Raw genomic sequence first — 15,103 nt, forward strand, 5'->3', positions numbered from 1 at the left:
GAGAGCGTGGTTGCTCGYTGCATTGCCGGGAGTCCGTCCCGGCGGCCGGGTAACTTTCTTCTGCGGGGCCAGAAGAAAGTCACCAAAGAAGAGGCCCTGAACCGCACACCAGCACCACATGCACGAGCTGCGCCGTGCAACAGCCGGCCGGTGAGTGGGCAGACGCGAGCCGCTGCGCTCTCGCTGCTGTCCTTATCGGCCGCACCATCCATCGCACCACCTGCCCGCTTAACGCGCGGCTGCACGCCGGGCTCACCAGAAAATCAAATACAGCGTCGCTCGGGCGACGCGACCGCCGCGCAACCTCGGTGGCGTCGCCCGAGCGACGCTGCATTCCCTGATGAGTTCGGCGTGCAGCCGACGTTAAGCGGCGTGAAGGGGCAATGGATGGTGCTCTTCACAAGGACAGCAGCGAGAGCGCAGCGGTTCGCGTCTTCCCGAGATGCAGGTCAGCGTTTTCGCGCGCCGCTATTCGCGGCGCCGCGGTCATGTGCGGTTCAGGGCCTCTTCTTTGGTGACTTTCTTCTGGCCCCGCAGAAGAAAGTTACCCCGCTGCCGGGCGGGACTCCCGGCAATGCAGCGAGCAACCACGCTCTCCGCCAAAGCAACCCGAAGCAACGAGCAAGCTGACAAAGCCATGGCCACCCCAGCACTCGAAATCCAAAACCTCCACGCCTGGTACGGCGAAAGCCACATCCTCCACGGCATCAACCTGTCAGTCCAACCCGGCCAGGTCATCACCCTGCTCGGCCGCAACGGCGCCGGCCGCACCACCACGCTGCGCGCCATCATGGGTTTGACGGGAGCAAGAAAAGGCTCCATCAAGATCCACGGCGAAGAGACCATCGGCCTGTCCACGCACCGCATCGCCAACCTCGGCATCGGCTACTGCCCCGAGGAGCGCGGCATCTTCGCCAGCCTGTCGACCGAAGAGAACCTGCGCCTGCCGCCGCCGCTGAAAACCAAGCGCGGCAAGGTCATGAGCGAGACCGAGATCTACGCGATGTTCCCCAACCTCGCCGAGCGCAAGAACAGCCCCGGCACGCGCCTGTCCGGCGGCGAGCAGCAGATGCTGGCCGTCGCCCGCATCCTGCGCACGGGCGCCGACATCCTCTTGTTGGACGAGATCTCGGAAGGCCTGGCCCCCGTCATCGTCCAGGCCCTGGCCCGCATGATCCGCACGCTGAAGAGCCAGGGCTTCACCATCGTCATGGTGGAGCAGAACTTCCGCTTCGCCGCGCCCCTGGCCGACCATTTTCTAGTCATCGAGCACGGCGAAGTCGTGCTGTCCTTCCCCGCAGCCGACCTGCCGGCCCACCAGGCCCAGATGGACGAGCTGCTCAGCGTTTGAATCCAAACAACCCACCGGAGACAACCATGAAAAAGACCCTCATTGCCGCCGCGCTCGCCACCTGCGGCCTTGCCGCCCAGGCCCAGATCTCGGGCGACGTCATCAAGATCGGTTTCCTGACCGACATGTCCAGCGTCTATGCCGACATCGACGGTGCCGGCGGTGTCGAGGCGATCAAGATGGCCATCGCCGACCTCAAGGGTGTGGCCGCGGGCAAGAAGGTCGAGCTGATCTTTGCCGACCACCAGAACAAGGCCGACGTCGCCTCCGCCAAGGCGCGCGAGTGGATGGACACGCAAGGGCTGGACCTGCTGATCGGCGGCACCAACTCCGGCACCAACCTGGCCATGGCCACCGTCGCGGCTGAGAAGAAGAAGCCTTTCATCTCCATCGGCGCCGGCAGCTCGGCGCTGACGAACGCCAACTGCACGCCCTACACCATCCACTACGCCTATGACACCGTGGCGCTGGCCAACGGCACGGGCGCCGCAGTGACCAAGGCCGGCGGCAAGACCTGGTTCTTCCTGACCGCCGACTACGCCTTCGGCGCGGCCCTGCAGGCCGACACGGCCGCCGTCGTGCAGAAGAGCGGCGGCACGGTCAAGGGCAGCGTCAAGCACCCGCTGAACGCCAACGACTTCTCCAGCTTCCTGCTGCAGGCACAGGGCTCCGGCGCGCAGATCCTCGGCCTGGCCAACGCGGGTGGCGACACCATCAACACGATCAAGGCCGCCAACGAGTTCGGCATCACCAAGGGCATGAAGCTCGCCGGCCTGCTGATGTTCATCAACGACGTGCACTCGCTGGGCCTGAAGACGACCGAGGGCATGTACCTGACCGACTCCTGGTACTGGAATCAGAGCCCCGAGGCCCGCGCCTGGAGCCGCCGCTTCTTCGACAAGATGAAGCGCATGCCCTCGTCGCTGCAGGCCGCGGACTACTCGGCCGTGACCCACTACCTGAAGGCCGTCGACGCCACCAAGACCGACGACGCCGACAAGGTCATGGCCAAGATGAAGGACACGCCGATCAACGACTTCTACACCAAGGGCACCATCCGCAAGGAAGACGGCCGCGGCATCCACGACATGTTCCTGATGCAGGTCAAGTCGGTGAAGGAATCGACCGAGCCCTGGGACTACTACAAGGTCGTGACGCGCATCCCGGGCGACGAGGCTTTCACCAAGCTCGCGGACAGCAAGTGCCCGCTGGTGAAGAAGTGATCCTCTGAGGGCGCGATGACAGAACTGTTTGGTATTCCGCTGCCGGCCCTCTTGGGCCAGCTGCTGCTCGGCCTGGTCAACGGCTCGTTCTACGCGATGCTGTCCCTGGGACTGGCGGTCATCTTCGGCATGCTCAACATCATCAACTTCGCACACGGGGCGCTGTACATGATGGGAGCTTTCTTCGCCTGGATGGGGCTGGAATACCTGGGGCTGAACTACTGGCTCATGCTCGGTCTCGCGCCGCTCGCGGTCGGCCTCATCGGCATCGTCATCGAGCGCACGATGCTGCAGTGGCTCTACAAGCTGGACCACCTCTACGGCCTGCTGCTGACCTTCGGCATCACCCTCGTCATCGAGGGCGTGTTCCGCAGCGTCTACGGTGTGTCGGGCCAGCCTTATCAGGTGCCCGACGCGCTGCAGGGCGCCACCAACCTGGGCTTCATGATCCTGCCCAACTACCGGGCCTGGGTCGTCGTCGCGTCGCTGATCGTGTGCTTCGCGGTGTGGGCGCTGATCGAGAAGACGTCGCTGGGCGCCAAGCTGCGCGCCGGCACCGAGAACCCCAAGCTCGTGCAGGCGTTCGGCATCAATGTGCCGCTGATGGTCACGCTGACCTATGCCGGTGGCGTGGCCCTCGCGGCATTCGCGGGCGTGCTGGCTGCGCCCATCCTGCAGGTGTCGGCGCTGATGGGCACCAACCTCATCATCGTGGTGTTCGCGGTGGTGGTGATCGGCGGCATGGGCTCCATCCTCGGCTCCATCCTGACCGGGCTTGGGTTGGGCATCGTTGAAGGGCTGACCAAGGTCTTCTATCCCGAGGCGTCCAACACGGTGGTGTTCGTCGTCATGGCCATCGTGCTGCTCGTTCGCCCGGCCGGCCTGTTCGGCAAAGAAAAATGAACAAGAAAGTCCTCGGCTACGCCGCGCTCTTCGTCGCTATCGCACTGCTGCCAGCGTTCGGCGTCTACCCCGTCTTCGTGATGAAGGTGCTCTGCTACGCGCTGTTCGCCTGCGCCTTCAACCTGCTCGTCGGCTTCACGGGCCTGCTGTCCTTTGGCCATGCGGCCTTCCTGGGCACCGCGGCCTATGTGACCGGCCATGCGCTCAAGGTCTGGGGCCTGCCGACGCCGGTGGGCATCCTCGTCGGCATGGCGGGCGCGGCCGGTGTGGGCCTGCTGTTCGGTCTGCTGGCCATCCGCCGCTCGGGCATCTATTTCTCGATGATCACGCTGGCCCTGGCGCAGATGCTGTACTTCTTCTTCCTGCAGACCCCCTTCACCGGCGGGGAAGACGGCCTGCAGTCGGTGCCGCGCGGCAGCTTCCTGGGCCTGCACCTGGAAAACGACCTGGTGCTGTTCTACGTCGTTCTGGCCATCTTCATCGCCGCCTTCTGGCTGATCTACCGCATCGTCCACTCGCCGTTCGGCCAGGTGCTGACGTCCATCCGCGAGAACGAGGCCCGCGCCACGTCGCTGGGCTACGACACCGGCCACTTCAAGCTGCTGGCCTTCGTGCTATCGGCCGCGCTGGCTGGCCTGGCCGGTTCCACCAAGACGCTGGTGCTGGGCTTCGCCACGCTGACCGACGCGATCTGGACCACCTCAGGCCTCGTCATCCTGATGACGCTGGTGGGCGGCATGGGCACGCTGGTCGGCCCCATGGTGGGGGCGCTGGTCATCATCGCGCTGGAGAACAAGATCGGCGACTTCGGCAATTGGCTGGGCGAGCTGACCGGCGTGGCCTGGTTCAACAGCCTGGGCGAATCCGTCAGCCTCGTCACCGGGCTGATCTTCATCGTCTGCGTGCTGGCCTTCAGGCGCGGACTGGTGGGCGAGGCGATGGCGCTGCTGGAGCGCAAGCCGAAACAACCCGCTTCCTGAACACCAGCACATTGCCCGCCATCACCAGCACCAGCCCGGCGAGCGCCGGCGCCGTCCACTCGTAGCCCTCCACCCAGGCCGACACGTTCAGCGCGACGACCGGGAACAGCACCGTGCTGTAGGCGGCCCGCTCGGGACCGAGGCGGCCCACCAGCGTCAGGTAGGCCGTGAAGCCGATGACCGAACCCGGGATAGCCAGGTACAGCAGCGCGCCGAGGTAGCGGGTGCTCGCGTCGAACGCGAAAGGCACTCCGGCCAACAGCGCATAGCCCGTCAGGATCGCCGTGCCCACCGCCATGCCCCAGGCGTTGGTCTGCACCGGTTTCAGGCCCTGCTGCTGCAGCGCGGCCGACAGCAGGTTGCCGGTCGAGAAGCACAGCGTGCCACCCAGCGCCCAGGCCAGGCCGGCCAGGCTGGCGTGGCCACCACGGATCTCGGGCCAGAACAGCAGCACCAGCCCCGTCAGGCCGAGCGAGCCACCCGCCAGGACCTGGGGCACGATGGCGCGGCCATGAACAAGACGCGCCAGCAGCGCGTTCCACAGCGCCGCGCTGGAAAACACGACCGCCACCAGGCCGCTGGCCAGCGTCTGGCTGGCGTTCAGGAAACAGACGAAGTTCAGGCAGAACAGACACAGTCCCTGGGCGAGCACCCAAGTGAGCGCCCGCCCACGCGGCACGACGAGCTGGCGCCGCCAGGCCAGCCAGGCGAACAGCACCAGGGCCGCGAGGCCGAAGCGGTAGGCGATGGACAGCGCAATCGGCACGGGGCCCAGTTGCCACTTCAGGGCGATCCAGGTCGTACCCCAGATCAGCACGACGAGCAGGTAGAGGAAGGCATTCATGCCCGCCATCGTGGCGCCGCGGGCGGCCGTGCGATTGCATATTCCTGCGCATCGTCGGCCTCAGGCCGGCATGGGGAAGGGCTTAGCACCTAGCATCGCTGCATGCTCGACCTGACCGCCGGCGCCACGGCCCACCAGCCCGTCTTCGACGTGCTGGGCCGCTCCAGCGCGCGCCGGGAACGTGAGCTGACGCTCGCCGACGACCTGCGCCTGGTGCAGTGGTGCAACGACGGCGGGCGCATGGACTACCAGCGGCCCGGCCACCACACCCTGTCGGTCTATCTGCAGGGCGGACACGACACCCACCTCATCGAGACACCCCGCGAGACCGGCTCGCCCGGCTGCCACTGCATCCTGCCGGCCGAGCACGAGTCGCGCTGGAACGTGGCCGGGCCGCTGCGCTTCGTCCACCTCTACCTGTCGGACGACGCCTGGGCCGACCGCATCGTCCGCCTGCTGGACGCCGAGCCCCGCGCCATCACGCTGGAGCAGCGCATCTTTGGCGAGGACGCCACACTTGCCGCCTGGGCCCAGGGCGTTGCCAGGTACGACTGGCAGGACCCCGCCGAGCGCCTGCGCATCGATGCGCTGAGCCAGGCCGCGCTGGATCACCTCGTGCTGCAGGCCGCCCGGCCGCGGCTGCGTGAGCGAGCCGAACGCTCGCCGGGTGGCTTGTCCGGGGCGGCGCGGCGTCGGGTGCTGGACTTCGTTGATGCCCACCTCGACAGCGCCGAGTTGAGCCTGCCCCGGCTGGCCGCCCAGGTCCACCTGTCCGAATTCCATTTCGCCCGCATGTTCCGCGTCTCCATGGGCTGCAGCGTGCACGACTGGGTCGCCGCCCGCCGCCTGGACCGCGCCCGCACGTTGCTGCGCGACACCGCCCTGCCCCTGGCCGATGTCGCCGCCGCCTGCGGCTATGCCGGCGCCAGCCATCTGAGCCGCCACGTCAAGGCTGGCTTGGGCGCGACGCCGGGCCAGTACCGGCGCACCATGGGCCCGCGCTGACTGCTGCCAGTACGCCGTCAGCATTCACTGGCGAGTTAGGGGGAGCGTCCGGCGGCGACATGGCTCACCATCCAGGCTATGGCCACGTCAGCCCGCTTCAAGTTCACCGCCACGCTCGTGGTGTCGGTGCTGGCGTGCGTCCTGACGCTTTTCGTGCCCGGCGAGGACGACGCGCCCGGCAGCGCGACCCACACTGCCGGCCTGTTGCCGCCGCCCCAGCGCTGAATTCCAGCCGCCAAGGCGTGACAAACGGCGCCACCTGGGCCTTCCTCGAAAGGCCTGTTCGCGAAGCGGACACTCACTGGCCCGATGATGTGCGACTTTGAAGTAGCGCACGTCCCCCGAAGATGAACGAGCTGTTGACCTGGCCCCTGGCCGCCGTGGCGGTCGCCGTCGTGCTGTTCCTGCTGTGGCTCGGCCGACGCCGGCAACAAAAGTCCCGTGCCGACGCCCGGCGCCGCGAAGCCGAGCGCCTCATGCAGGCGCGGGCCGAATATGCGACTCGCGCCCCGCGCATACCCGCCGAATCCGCCCGCCAGCAGGCCGACGATCAGGCCCTGCGCGAGGTCGAGGCCGCCGTGTCCCAGCGCCTGGGCCAGCAGCGTGCCGAGGAAGAACAGCTGGAGGCCGAGCGGGCACGCGTCGAGCACGAAGAAGCCCTCCGCTTCGAGGCCCAGGCCCAGCGCCTGGCAGAACAACGTGCCGAGACACAACGGCGCGAAGCCGACGAGCAGGCCGCCCGCGAGGCCGCCGAAGCCGCAGAGGCCGAACGGCTGGCGCAGGAACGCGCCGAGGCTGAGCGCCTCGCCCAGGAAGCCGCCGCTCGCGAAGCCGAAGCACGCCGCCTGGCCGACCTGAAAGCCCAACAAGAGGCCGAAGCCGAACGCCAAGCCCGCGAACAGGCCGCCCGCGAGGCTGCCGAGCTGCAACGCCTGGAGGACGAACGCGCCGCCCGAGAAGCCGAGGCCCTCAGGCTGGCCGCCGAGCAGGCCGAGGCCGAGCGCGTGGCTGCCGCCCGGCGCCGGGCGGAGGAACAGGCCGCGCGGGAAGCCGCTGAAGCTGCTGCTGCTGCCGCGGCGGCCCTGGCCACCCGCGAACTGCGGGCCGACGAAACCCTCGTCCTCGTCGCCGACGATTCCAAGATCGTGCGCGTCAAGATCAGCCGCCTGCTGACGGGTCAGACCTATCGCGTCGCGCTGGCCGAGAGCGGCGAGCAGGCACTGGAGTTGATGGCCGCCGAGCTGCCGCACCTCTTGATCACCGACGTCGAGATGCCCGGCATCGACGGCTTCGAGCTGACCCGCCAGGTGCGCGCCGCCGCTGTGACGGCCGACCTGCCCGTCGTCATGATCACGTCCTCCGACGACAAGCAGGCCGAGGCCGCCGCCGCCGGTGTGACCCAGCTGCTGGGCAAGCCCTATTCGGAAGAGGCGCTGATCGCCGCCATCGAGCGAGCCCGCCTCGCCGTCCGGGTGCCGGCCTAAGAGGCCTTTTGCACCTCCCGCGCCCAGCGCGGCGCCCATTGCAGCAGCGGCTCGATCGCCAACAGCAGTGAGCGCCCGTGGGGCGCCAACCGATAGCCACTGCCTGCGTCATGCTCGACGAGCAGGGCCTCGCGCAACTCCGCCAGGCGCTGGTTCAGCACCGAGGCCGACAAGTCACCACAGGCGGCCTGCAGCGCTCTGAAGTTCAGGCTGGCGTCCTCGGCGCGCAGCTCCCACAGGATGCGCAGCGTCCAGCGGCGGTGGAAGAGTTCCAGCGCGGCGTTGATCGCATCCTTGCCCGAGGCGGGCGCGTCCGCCATGGCCAGCTTTGCGAGGCGTTTTGTCGTCATGCTTTGATTTTAGAAGCAAGCTCGGCTAGAGTTCGCCTACCGCAACGCTTCTAAATTCGAAGCATGAACACTCACACACCTCGCATTGCCCCGCAAACCCTGCCGCTGCCGCTCGATCTCGCCGAGCGCATGAACCGCCTGCTGCCGGCTGGCATGCCGCCGCCGCAGATCTTTTTGACCGTGGCGCGCCACGGCGAGCTGTTCAAGGAGATGGTGGACACCGGCTTCCTCGGCCCCACCGGCCTGGCCGACCGCAAGCGCCTGGCACCCATGCTGCGCGAGGCCGTCATCCTGCGCACCTGTGCCACGGCACGCTGCGACTACGAGTTCAACCTGCACGAGCAGACGATCTCGCGCCGCATGGGCCTGAGCGATGCGCAGATCGCCGACCTACGCGAGGCCAAGCCCGATGCAGCGCTGTGGACGCCCGAGCTGGCGGCCGTGTTCCAGCTGGTCGATGGTCTCGTCCAGCACCTGGACGTCGACGACGCGACCTGGGCCAGGCTGCGCCGCCATTTCGACGAGGCCGCGCTGATCGAGATCACGCAGCTGGTTGGCCACTACACCGGCGTGGCGATGCTGGCGGCCCTGGCAAGGCCGGCTCCGGACAGCTATCGATAGCTATCGCTGGGGTCTCGCCCACGCCGCCGAACGCAGCTATCGTCAGGTGCCATGGACAAGCCTATGACACCTGACCCTCTGCTCCAAGGCGCCTGCCACTGCGGCGCCGTTCGCCTTACCTTGCCCTTTGCGCCCGAGAAGGCGACGAAGTGCAACTGCTCGATCTGCCGCCGCCTTGGCGGCCTGTGGGCCTACTACGAGCTCGGCACGGTGAAGGTCGAAGGGCATCCCGAACACACGGCCGAGTACGTCTGGGGTGACAAGACGCTGCGCAATATTCGCTGCGCCCATTGCGGTTGCTCGACGCATTGGGAGCCCCTGCTCCCCGAGGCCGGCGCCCGACACGGCGTGAACCTGAACAACTTCGAGCCACGGCTGCTGCAGGATGTGCAGGTGCGGCGGTTTGATGGGGCGGACAGCTGGACGTTCGTGGATTGATGGYTGATGCGAAGGGGCGCCTCGCGGCCACTACCGGGTATCGGTGTGGGACGGCTTCCTGGCAAGCTGGCGAAAAGGCCGAGTGTGAATGGCCCAGGCGGATTCCGTCCTTGACGCATTCTTGTCGCCCCAGCTTCGAACCCTTATGAGAACCTAATACCGGAAGCCCTAGATTGGCATCTCCGTCACAGATGGCACACCGGCACGTGGGCCAGCATCGACCATGCCGAATAGAGCAGATGACTACTGGTTCCCAGCCAAGCGCTATGGCTGGGGCTGGGGTGTCCCGAACACCTGGCAAGGCTGGGTGGTCTTGTCCGCCTTTGCGGCGCTGCTCTCTCTGGGCGCGATCTTCCGTGGGCAGCTAGGGCATCTGTTATTCATCGCGTATACCGTCGCGGTCTGCCTGGGGCTTGTCGCCGTGTGCTGGCTCAAAGGCGAGCCACCACGCTGGCGTTGGGGCGACAGATGAATGACCGATCCTCACCTGCCATGGACTCCATGAACGAAGAAGTTCAGCGGGAGCTCTCGCCCAGTGAAAAGCCCCTCTGGTGGGGGCAGCCCCGGCAAGGCGTGGTCGTCCGCGGGTCGGATGCCTTCACCATCCCCTTTAGCTTGCTGTGGTGCGGGTTCGCGGTCTTCTGGGAAGCCTCTGCACTCAGGGCGCCAAACACGCCAGCATTCTTTGTGCTGTGGGGTATTCCGTTCGTCCTCGTCGGCGTGTACTTCGTGGTCGGCAGGTTCTTTGTCGAGGCGCGCCAGCGCGCAAATACCTACTACGCCGTTACTTCAGAGAGGGTCATCATCGTCTCGGGCGTGTTCGCGCGGAAAGTGAAATCGCTCAGCCTCCGTACGCTCACTGATTTGTCCTTGTCTGAGGCCAGGTCAGGCGAGGGCACCATCACGTTTGGTGCTCAGCATCCCATGGCGGCCATGTTCGGCGGCATGCGTGGTTGGCCTGGGGCGGAACAGAACCTTGGTCCGAGTTTTGACCTCATCCTCAATGCGAAGAGCGTGTACGAAACCATCCGCAGTGCTCAGAGCGGTGTGAGATAGGACCCTGGCGGACCCGTCGAGCGCAGCTGCTCATGTCAGCGCCGCAGCCCCGACCAGCTCACCTCGTTGAGAAAGCTGACGTCCAGCTTCGCGGGTGACTGCGTGCGGTCGAGCAGGAACACGCTATCGCCGCGCGCCTGCAGGATCTTGCCCATGGCCAGCGTCAGCAACACCTCGACCACCGGCAGCCGCGGATAGCTGGACGTGACCCTCACGAGGTTCTTGCCAATGCGCGTCACCGTCACGGTCACGCCACTCCTGGACGAGCCCTTGGAGTCCGAGATCACGTCGCCCTCGTACGTGCCTTCGGCGGCGTCGCCCAGGTCGGGCTTGCGGCGCGGCTCATCAGCAGCAACAGCGCGCAGCGTCCAGGGCGCCAGCAGTGCGGCGGCGGCGAGACGGACGACATCGGATCGGCGCTGGGTCATGGAACTTCTCCTTCGGGACGCAAGAGCCTGATGCTAACGACGCCCTTTAGACCTCGGCCATACAGCTCAAGATCGACGACGACGAGCAGCGCATGGCCTTCTTCGAAAAGTGCGGCCCGTCTGTGCGCCAGGTGCCGCAGATCTTCATCAACGACCAGCGCGTGGGTGGCGTGACCGGGCTGCAGGCGGCGTTTTTCCAGCTGAAGATCTGAACCCTTCTCCAGCGCCTTTCAGCGCTTCACCGCCGCCAGCAGCCGGCCAATGAACTCGTTCAGGGCCGGCCCGTTGTCGATCCAGCGCACGACGACGACGATGTCGTTCTCCCAGTCGATGTAGATGATGTTCTGGCCATTGCCGCGGAAGGTCACGCTGCTCTCGGGTGCCACCGGCAGGGCCTTGCGGCCGGTGTTGAGGAACCAGTTGCAGTAGCCGTACTCGGCGTTGTCCGGCCCGGGCTGGCGGGCCTTGGCGATCCAGTCGCGCGAAATGAGCTGGCGACCGGCCCACTCACCCTGGCGCAAGTGGAGATAGCCGAAGCGCGCCATGTCCCAGGCGTCGATGAACATGCCGCCGCCCCAGTGGCCGCCGCCCGAGACCGACTGCATGCGTTGGCCGTCCAGTTCCACCCAGCTGTTGTCATAGCCGTGCCAGCGCCAGCGGCTGGAGGCGCCGATGGGGTCCATGACCTGCTCGCGCAGCACCTCGGGCAGCGGCCGGCGCCAGACCTGCAGGGCGGCCAGGGCCAGCACGTTCACGCGCACATCGTTGTACTTGTAGTGCGTGCCCGGCTCATACAGCGGGCGGTTCGGCCAGTCCTCGGGCGTCTTGCCCACGGGGCGATCGGCCCAGTCGGGCTTGCCCCACAGCGTGCCCTGCCAATCGCTGGTCTGGCGCAGCAGGTGCTCCCAGGTGATGGGTGCGTTATGCGGCGTGGCGAACAGGTCGACACCGGGCGGCATGGCGTCGGCCACGCGCTCGTCGGTGCTCTTGATCAAACCCTGCTGCCAGGCCAGGCCCACGACCGTCGACAAAAAGGTCTTGGTGATGCTGTGCGACATGTCGACACGCCGCGTGTCGCCCCACTCGGCCACCAGCTTGCCGCGGTAGATGACCAGGCCGTTGGCTGCGGCGCGCTCGCGCGTGGGACCGATCTGGCCCGCGAAATAGGGTTCGTTCTTGCCGAAGCTCTGGGCGAGGTAGAGGGCCTGGTCGCGCGGCGCGGGGTTCTCATGCGCTTGGGCATAGGCGACGGCTTCGGCCAGCCTGGCGGCGTCGACGCCCATCTTGGCCGGCTCGGCGCGCTGCCAGTCGCCACGGGGCGGAAAGTAGGCCGGCTCGGCGGCGGCAAACGTCCAGACGAAGCTAGCGAGAAGGACAAATCGGCGGCGGCTCATCAGGCCATTGTGGCCAGAGCTTGCACCGTTCGGCCGTCTCGCGCGAGGCGAAAAAAAACCGGCTCAGAAGAGCCGGTCATTCACAGGGCGCCGCTGGGTTCAGTAGCGACCACCGCCGAAGCCGCCCGTGCCGTAGCCGACATCGGGACGCTTGGCTGCGGTGTACCCGGCTGCGCTGTAACCGCTCGAATCCTTGTTCGCTTCGCGGGGGCGAGCCAGGCTCACGACGATGGCGCGGCCATCGACGGACATGCCGTTCAGGGCGGCAATGGCGGCCTGGGCGACGTCGGCAGAAGCCATTTCCACAAACCCGAAGCCCTTGGAACTGCCGGTTTCCCGGTCCATCATGACCTTGGCCGAGGACACGCTGCCGAACTCGGCAAAGTTGCTTTTCAGGCTGGAATCGGTCACGGAATAGGGCAGGTTACCCACGTAAATTTTGTTGCTCATGGACGAGCCTTTCTGAGGATTGACGCATCGCGAGGATGCGGATGCGGATCTGCGAATCGGGGGTCCGCAGCGAGTGGGATGTCGGCGGGAACTGGCGGAGCCAGATCGTCAGCATCCGGGGTGGGTTGGCATGCACGCCTGCAGCCAGCCCTGGGTGACGGCGAACAGCCGGGCAGCTTCGCGTGAGGCAAAGGTCGTGTCGAAGCGGAACACACGACGGCAACTGTCGTTGCCTTGGGCCCGGTGAACCGAGAACGAGGCGCGAAAGCGGCCACAGTCGGTCGGGTGTGTCGCGGGCGAAACGACGTACTTGCCCATGGAGATGGCGTTGTTCGAAATCTTGTTCAGTCAGGGTTGCCCGGCTTGAGTCGCCCGGCGGGAGTGCTTTTTGGCTCGGTTGCCGGCCAAGAAGTGTCGAAGGTCGCGAACCGCGGCCTTTTGTGGCCGTGGACAAGCCGTCAGGAAGGCATTACCACGGCAGCCCAGGATTATATCTTTTTTTGAATATTTGGACGAATCGTTATTTCTTTTGGTATTGAATTGGGCGCGTCCGTGCATAGGCGCCGTGCCAGCGCGCAGCCGCGTTCGAGCAGGAAGTCGCGCAGCCTCTGCGCATAGCCAGGCGCGACGGCCTCGCGCACCGAGGGCCGCCCTGCCAGGGCCTCGCGCCAAGCCTGCACCCGCGGCAGGCCGTCGAACAGGCCCTCGGGCGGGATGACCTCGAAGTAGCGGAACACCGGGCCGAAGACCGCGTCGACCAGGCCGAAGCGCCGGCCGGCGAACCAGGGGCCGTCGCCAAGAACCGCCTCCACCTGCTCGAAGCGCAGACGCAGAGCGGCATAGGCCCGTTCCAGCGACGCATCGTCCGCCGCGCTGTAGAGCACGGCGATGCCGCTCAGCACGGCGGAGCCAAACTCCATCCAGGCCCGCTCGCGGGCCCGCGCCAGCGGGTCCTGCGGATGCAGGCGCGGCGGCCGCGTCTCGTCCAGGTATTCGCAGATGACGGCAGACTCGAAAAGCGCCTCGCGGCCAACGCACAGCACCGGCGTTTTGCCCAGCGGCGACAGGTGCAGGAACCAGTCCGGCTTGTTGGCGAGGTCCACGTCCAGGCGTTCGAAGGCCACGCTCTTCTCCTTGAGCACGATGGCGGCGCGTTGCACATAAGGGCAAAGCGCGTGGCTGATCAATGTCAGCGCAGTCATGCCGCACGCCAGGTGAACCGCTGGCTACGCTTGAGGGCGGCAGCGCCATCGCCGGCCAGCCACAGCACGACAGACATCGCGGCCAGGAAGACCGGGTACTCCCAGCCGCCGCCTGCGGCATTGAAGACCCAGCCATTGGACGCATGCACCCAGGCCGCGCCCAGCAGGATGGGTGTGAGGGCCAGCGCGAGCTGGCGCGGGTAGACGCCGAGCAGCAGCAGCGCGCCGCCGATGGCCTCCGCCGCGAACACCACGTAGGCCAGCGCGCCCGGCAGACCCTGGCCGACGAAGAACTGCGCCGTGCCCGGCAAGGTGAAGACAAATAGCTTCAGCCCCGCATGGGCGAGGTACATGAAGCCGAGGGACAGGCGCAGCAACAGCAGGCCGAGTGAGGTCGAGGGTGCCATGGAGATCTCCAGGGATTGTTGAGATGCAACCAATGTAGGTAGGCATCTGGCGCATGAAAATACGCAACCAAGCCAACTCTGATTGCAGCTATGCAATACGAACTCGCCCCCACCGACCTCGCCCTGGTGCTGGCCCTGCACCGCGCGGGCACGCTGGCCGCGGCCGGCGAGCGGCTGGGCGTCAACGCGTCGACCGTGTTCCGGATGCTGCAGCGCCTGGAGCGCGGCCTGGGCCAGGCGCTGTTCGAGCGCGGCCGGCGCGGCTACAAGGCCGGCGAGCTGGCACGCACCCTGGCCGCCCAGGCGGAGCAGGTGGAAGCCGCGCTGGAAGCGGCCCGCGCCGCCGCCCAGGCCCAGCCCGGCCAGGCCGCCGGTACCGTGCGCCTGACGACGACCGACACGCTGCTGCACGGCCTGCTCGCGCCGGCATTGGCGGCCCTGCACCAGGCGCAGCCCCGGCTGCAGTTCGAGCTGCACACCGGCAACGAGCTGGCGAGCCTGACGCGGCGTGATGCCGACATCGCACTGCGCGCCACCAGCAAACCGCCGCCCCACCTGATCGGCCGCCGTATCGGCCCCATCCGCGTCGCCCTCTATGCGGCACGCTCAAGCCCCATCAAGCACTGGGACCAGGTCGAGGCCGGCGACGCGGCCTGGGTCGCACCCGACGACGGCCTGCCCGAGCACCCCTCGGTGCGCTGGCGCCAGAAGCACTTCCCGGCGCTGCAGCCGGCGTTTCGCACCGGCAGCGTGCAGAGCGTGGCTGAGCTGGTGGCGCAGGGCCTGGGCGTGGGCGTGCTGCCCCTCTTCCTGGCCGAGCCGAAGCGCGAGCTGCGCCGGCTGACCGAGCCGCTGGACGAGGCCGAGACCGATCTCTGGCTGCTGACCCACCCCGAGACCCGCCATCTGCAGCGTGTGCAGACGGTCTGGAGCCACCTGGCCGAGGCGCTGGTGCTGGATTGAGCCG

General features: G+C 67.1%; 20 protein-coding genes. 12 read left to right on the forward strand and 8 right to left on the reverse strand.

Features of this window, described 5'->3' with window-relative positions; translation table 11 throughout:
- Positions 1-637 precede the first annotated feature (637 nt).
- From ACXJKJ_RS00005 to ACXJKJ_RS00020, 4 genes are read left to right on the forward strand one after another with little or no spacing between them, the layout of a single operon-like run.
- Positions 638-1,351, forward strand: a complete 714-nt coding sequence (locus ACXJKJ_RS00005) for an ABC transporter ATP-binding protein (protein WP_056200976.1) — start codon at positions 638-640, stop codon at positions 1,349-1,351.
- A 26-nt stretch (positions 1,352-1,377) separates the two neighbouring features.
- Positions 1,378-2,574, forward strand: a complete 1,197-nt coding sequence (locus tag ACXJKJ_RS00010; protein WP_457388371.1) for an ABC transporter substrate-binding protein — start codon at positions 1,378-1,380, stop codon at positions 2,572-2,574.
- A 15-nt stretch (positions 2,575-2,589) separates the two neighbouring features.
- Positions 2,590-3,477, forward strand: a complete 888-nt coding sequence (locus ACXJKJ_RS00015) for a branched-chain amino acid ABC transporter permease (RefSeq protein WP_457388373.1) — start codon at positions 2,590-2,592, stop codon at positions 3,475-3,477.
- Positions 3,474-4,457 (forward strand): branched-chain amino acid ABC transporter permease, encoded by a 984-nt coding sequence (locus tag ACXJKJ_RS00020; protein ID WP_457324818.1) that lies wholly within the window; start codon positions 3,474-3,476, stop codon positions 4,455-4,457. Before ACXJKJ_RS00015 ends, ACXJKJ_RS00020 begins: the two co-directional genes overlap by 4 nt.
- On the opposite strand, the gene ACXJKJ_RS00025 is transcribed toward ACXJKJ_RS00020, so the two are convergent.
- A complete protein-coding gene (locus ACXJKJ_RS00025; protein WP_457324819.1) occupies positions 4,390-5,301 on the reverse strand; it encodes a DMT family transporter in 912 nt (303 codons plus the stop codon). The genes ACXJKJ_RS00020 and ACXJKJ_RS00025 overlap by 68 nt on opposite strands.
- Before the next feature lie 102 nt (positions 5,302-5,403).
- Between ACXJKJ_RS00025 and ACXJKJ_RS00030 the strand changes: the two genes are divergently transcribed.
- The 3 genes from ACXJKJ_RS00030 (at position 5,404) to ACXJKJ_RS00040 (ending at position 7,790) form a co-directional block, all read left to right on the forward strand.
- Entirely contained in the window at positions 5,404-6,306 is a 903-nt protein-coding gene (locus ACXJKJ_RS00030; RefSeq protein ID WP_457388375.1) for a helix-turn-helix domain-containing protein, read from the forward strand.
- Positions 6,307-6,384: 78 nt separating this feature from the next.
- The gene (locus tag ACXJKJ_RS00035) at positions 6,385-6,531 is read left to right on the forward strand and encodes a hypothetical protein (protein ID WP_157281872.1); all 147 of its coding nucleotides are present in this window, start codon (positions 6,385-6,387) and stop codon (positions 6,529-6,531) included.
- Between the two features lie 122 nt (positions 6,532-6,653).
- Positions 6,654-7,790, forward strand: coding sequence for a response regulator (locus ACXJKJ_RS00040; protein ID WP_457388377.1), 1,137 nt, complete (start codon positions 6,654-6,656; stop codon positions 7,788-7,790).
- On the opposite strand, the gene ACXJKJ_RS00045 is transcribed toward ACXJKJ_RS00040, so the two are convergent.
- Complete coding sequence (locus tag ACXJKJ_RS00045; RefSeq protein ID WP_457388379.1) at positions 7,787-8,140, reverse strand: winged helix-turn-helix transcriptional regulator; 354 nt, start codon at positions 8,138-8,140, stop codon at positions 7,787-7,789. The genes ACXJKJ_RS00040 and ACXJKJ_RS00045 overlap by 4 nt on opposite strands.
- 63 nt (positions 8,141-8,203) lie before the next feature.
- Between ACXJKJ_RS00045 and ACXJKJ_RS00050 the strand changes: the two genes are divergently transcribed.
- From ACXJKJ_RS00050 to ACXJKJ_RS00065, 4 genes are all read left to right on the forward strand, one after another.
- Positions 8,204-8,761, forward strand: coding sequence for a carboxymuconolactone decarboxylase family protein (locus ACXJKJ_RS00050; protein ID WP_457388381.1), 558 nt, complete (start codon positions 8,204-8,206; stop codon positions 8,759-8,761).
- Positions 8,762-8,824: 63 nt separating this feature from the next.
- The gene (locus ACXJKJ_RS00055) at positions 8,825-9,199 is read left to right on the forward strand and encodes a GFA family protein (RefSeq protein ID WP_200955313.1); all 375 of its coding nucleotides are present in this window, start codon (positions 8,825-8,827) and stop codon (positions 9,197-9,199) included.
- Between the two features lie 223 nt (positions 9,200-9,422).
- Positions 9,423-9,671: a hypothetical protein gene (locus tag ACXJKJ_RS00060; RefSeq protein ID WP_082532847.1), complete on the forward strand. Its 249-nt coding sequence runs from the start codon at positions 9,423-9,425 to the stop codon at positions 9,669-9,671.
- 29 nt (positions 9,672-9,700) lie between these two features.
- The gene (locus tag ACXJKJ_RS00065; protein ID WP_457388383.1) at positions 9,701-10,255 is read left to right on the forward strand and encodes a hypothetical protein; all 555 of its coding nucleotides are present in this window, start codon (positions 9,701-9,703) and stop codon (positions 10,253-10,255) included.
- A 35-nt stretch (positions 10,256-10,290) separates the two neighbouring features.
- On the opposite strand, the gene ACXJKJ_RS00070 is transcribed toward ACXJKJ_RS00065, so the two are convergent.
- The 6 genes from ACXJKJ_RS00070 to ACXJKJ_RS00095 all read right to left on the reverse strand — a co-directional run bounded on the left by ACXJKJ_RS00070 (position 10,291) and on the right by ACXJKJ_RS00095 (position 14,136).
- A complete protein-coding gene (locus ACXJKJ_RS00070) occupies positions 10,291-10,683 on the reverse strand; it encodes a hypothetical protein (RefSeq protein ID WP_457321712.1) in 393 nt (130 codons plus the stop codon).
- A gap of 230 nt (positions 10,684-10,913) precedes the next feature.
- Positions 10,914-12,077 (reverse strand): serine hydrolase domain-containing protein, encoded by a 1,164-nt coding sequence (locus ACXJKJ_RS00075; protein ID WP_457388385.1) that lies wholly within the window; start codon positions 12,075-12,077, stop codon positions 10,914-10,916.
- A gap of 99 nt (positions 12,078-12,176) precedes the next feature.
- Positions 12,177-12,527, reverse strand: coding sequence for an RNA recognition motif domain-containing protein (locus ACXJKJ_RS00080; RefSeq protein ID WP_056201001.1), 351 nt, complete (start codon positions 12,525-12,527; stop codon positions 12,177-12,179).
- Between the two features lie 108 nt (positions 12,528-12,635).
- Positions 12,636-12,845, reverse strand: coding sequence for a hypothetical protein (locus tag ACXJKJ_RS00085; protein ID WP_082532848.1), 210 nt, complete (start codon positions 12,843-12,845; stop codon positions 12,636-12,638).
- A gap of 170 nt (positions 12,846-13,015) precedes the next feature.
- Complete coding sequence (locus tag ACXJKJ_RS00090; RefSeq protein WP_457388387.1) at positions 13,016-13,729, reverse strand: glutathione S-transferase family protein; 714 nt, start codon at positions 13,727-13,729, stop codon at positions 13,016-13,018.
- Complete coding sequence (locus tag ACXJKJ_RS00095) at positions 13,726-14,136, reverse strand: DoxX family protein (RefSeq protein WP_056201006.1); 411 nt, start codon at positions 14,134-14,136, stop codon at positions 13,726-13,728. Before ACXJKJ_RS00095 ends, ACXJKJ_RS00090 begins: the two co-directional genes overlap by 4 nt.
- A 78-nt stretch (positions 14,137-14,214) precedes the next feature.
- On the opposite strand from ACXJKJ_RS00095, the gene ACXJKJ_RS00100 reads away from it, so the two are divergent.
- Positions 14,215-15,099 carry a LysR family transcriptional regulator gene (locus ACXJKJ_RS00100; RefSeq protein ID WP_056201009.1) on the forward strand — a complete coding sequence of 295 codons (885 nt, stop codon included), beginning with the start codon at positions 14,215-14,217 and terminating at the stop codon, positions 15,097-15,099.
- Positions 15,100-15,103 lie beyond the last annotated feature (4 nt).

It is taken from the genome of Roseateles sp. P5_E1 (assembly GCF_054049335.1).